Origin of the sequence: Streptomyces otsuchiensis (assembly GCF_004305975.1) — a bacterium.
GTDB lineage: Bacteria > Actinomycetota > Actinomycetes > Streptomycetales > Streptomycetaceae > Streptomyces > Streptomyces otsuchiensis.
This window is the reverse complement of the sequence record NZ_BHZI01000456.1, coordinates 1-2,469: the sequence shown is the minus strand read 5'-3', so window position 1 is coordinate 2,469 and position 2,469 is coordinate 1. Positions and strand designations below refer to the sequence as shown.

The 2,469-nt window shown below is 72.9% G+C and carries 2 protein-coding genes; one reads left to right on the top strand and one right to left on the bottom strand.

Annotated elements, in window-relative coordinates; genetic code table 11:
• Positions 1 to 103: 103 nt before the first annotated feature.
• On the bottom strand, positions 104 to 1,228 hold the full coding sequence (pstS, locus tag E0D90_RS25015) for a phosphate ABC transporter substrate-binding protein PstS (protein ID WP_130800200.1): 1,125 nt from the start codon (positions 1,226 to 1,228) through the stop codon (positions 104 to 106).
• Between the two features lie 410 nt (positions 1,229 to 1,638).
• On the opposite strand from pstS, the gene E0D90_RS25010 reads away from it, so the two are divergent.
• The coding region (locus E0D90_RS25010) for a PP2C family protein-serine/threonine phosphatase (RefSeq protein ID WP_170215049.1) at positions 1,639 to 2,469 on the top strand (831 nt) is incomplete at its 3' end.

The window sequence follows — 2,469 nt, the reverse complement described above, 5'->3', positions numbered from 1 at the left end:
GTGCCGAGGGGCTCGGGGCGGTGGGCTCGGGGCGGTCGCTCCGCCCGGGTCGGCCGGTCCGCACCGCGTGGTGGCGCGGACCGGCCGACCCGGTGGCGGCGCGTCAGCCCTCGCTGTTGGTCTTCTCGACCTCGGCCAGGACGCGGCCGGTCAGCTCCTCGCCCAGCGGCGCGTAGCCCAGCTCGTTGGCGAGCTCGTCGGCGCGCTCCGACTCCAGCGCCCAGGTCCAGAACGACTTCAGGATCTCGGTGGTGGCCTCGTCGTAGCCGCAGGTGTAGGTGAAGATCCAGTTGGTGCCGGCGATCGGGTAGCCCTGGCCGCCGATGCCGTCGATGGTGAACTGGAAGTCGTCCGGGACCTCGGCCTCCTCGGAGGCGGCGGAGGTGGCCTCCAGCGTCGGCGCGATGGCCTCGCCGTCGGCGTTCACCACGTGGGCGACGGACAGGCCGGCCTCCAGCGCGTAGGACTGGTTGACGTAGCCGAGGGCGCCCGGGTTCTGGGCGATGCCCTGGGCGACGCCCTGGTTGCCGTCACCGCCGAGGGTGCCGTCCGCCCACTCCAGCTCCTTGGAGGCGCCGTAGCTGCTCGACCAGGACGGGACCTCCTCGTCGAGGTAGTTGGAGAAGACGAAGGTGGTTCCGGAGCTGTCCGAGCGGTGCACCGGCAGGATCTCCTGGTCCGGCAGGTCCAGGTCCGGGTTGAGGTCGGCGATCGCGGGGTCGTTGTAGTTGGTGATCTCGCGGTCGTAGATCTTGGCGATGGTCTCGGCGTCCAGGACCAGGCCGTCCAGGGCCTCGTCGTTGAACGCGATCACCACGGCGCCGAAGACGACCGGGAACTGCACGGCCGCGCAGTCGCGCGCGCCCTCTGCCTCGGCCAGTGCCTCTTCGTCCAGGTACTCCTCGGAGGAGCCGAACTGCACGCTCTGGCCGATGAACTGCTCGACACCGGCACCGGAGCCGACGCTCTGGTAGTTGATGGTGACACCGGGCTCGACGTTCTGCGTGTACTCCGCGATCCACTCCTGGAAGAGCGGGTCGGGGAAGGAGGCGCCGGCACCGGTGATGGTGCCCTCCAGCGATCCGCCGTCCCCGGCGGTGTCGCCGCTGCCGCTGTTCCCGTTGCTGCCGTTGCCATCGCTGTCGCCGCTGTCGCTGCCGCAGGCCGAGACGAGAGCGAGAGCGGACACCGCGGCGATCGCGGCGGTCTTGGCGCGCCAGTTGCGCATGGCCATGCTCCTATCGAACGCCGACCCGTGCGGCCGGCAGTGATCTGATGTGACTGCGTCGGGTCGAACGTAGGAGGGTGCGGCGACCAGACGAGGGGCAGAAGGTGAACGGTGGGTGAGGTACCGCTGAACCCACGACTTCACCGACCGGCACACCCCCGCAGAACGCGTGAACATCCCGGTCACGGCCCTACCGGCGGCCTCGCGGTGGGCTCTTGGCAGCCTCCCGGCGCCCTCCCGCGCCCCTCCCGCCGCGCCGTTCACCGTGGCCACGTGGCATCGCCCCCGGTAACCGGCCGGTGAACCCGCGCCGCGCGGCCGCCGCCCCGCCGGCGGGCTTGCGGCGGGCCTCCGGCGGGACCTCCGCCGCCCGAGTGGCCCGGCGACCGCGCCGGGGCCACTGTGGGAGGGTGGCCGGCACCGAGGTGGAGCGCGCATGGGGCAGGAAGTCGACGTTCCTGCTGCCCCCGCTGCTGCTCCTGGTCGCGGTGCTGCTCAACCCGGCCTCGCCGCCCGGGATCACCTTCACCCCGCTGTTCGCCGCCGCCCCGCTGGTGGCAGCGCCGCTGTACGGGCTGCGCGGCACGATCGCCTACGGGGTCGCCGCGGTCGGCCTGGCCCTGGCCGTCGTCACGCTGTCCTCCAGCGACACCCTGCTGGAGGGCCTGATCAAGGTGCTGACCGTCGTCACGGTCGCCGTGCTGGCCGTCGTCATCAACCTGGTCGTCACCCGAGGCCAGCGCCATGTGGCGAACGCGCGCGCCGTCGCCGAGGCGGTGCAGCGCGCCGTGGTGCGCGACCCCCCGCCCGCGCTGGACGGCCTGCGGCTCGCCACCCGCTACCGCGCCGCCAACAGCCGCGAGTTGATCGGCGGCGACTTCTACGCCGCCGCGCCCAGCCCGTACGGGGTCCGGCTGATCCTCGGCGATGTCCGCGGCAAGGGACTGGAGGCGACCGACTCCGTCACCGACGTGCTCGGCGCCTTCCGTGAGGCGGCCGTCTACGAACCGGAACTGACCGTGGTCTCCGCCCACCTGGAGGCCGCGCTGCGGCGCGCGGCCCGGCTGCGCACCGGCCGCTGCCCGGACGCCGAACAGGAGAGCTTCGTGACGGCGGTGCTGGCCGAACTGCGGCCGGTCGGACCGGCGGCGGCGCTGCTTCCCCCGCCGTGCTGGCCGTCGTCATCAACCTGGGCGTCACCCGAGGCCAGCGCCATGTGGCGAACGCGCGCGCCGTCGCCG

Excerpts from the sequence above, each read along its gene's own strand:
- pstS (WP_130800200.1), bottom strand. The coding sequence starts at position 1,228 with ATGCGCAACTGGCGCGCCAAGACCGCCGCGATCGCCGCGGTGTCCGCT.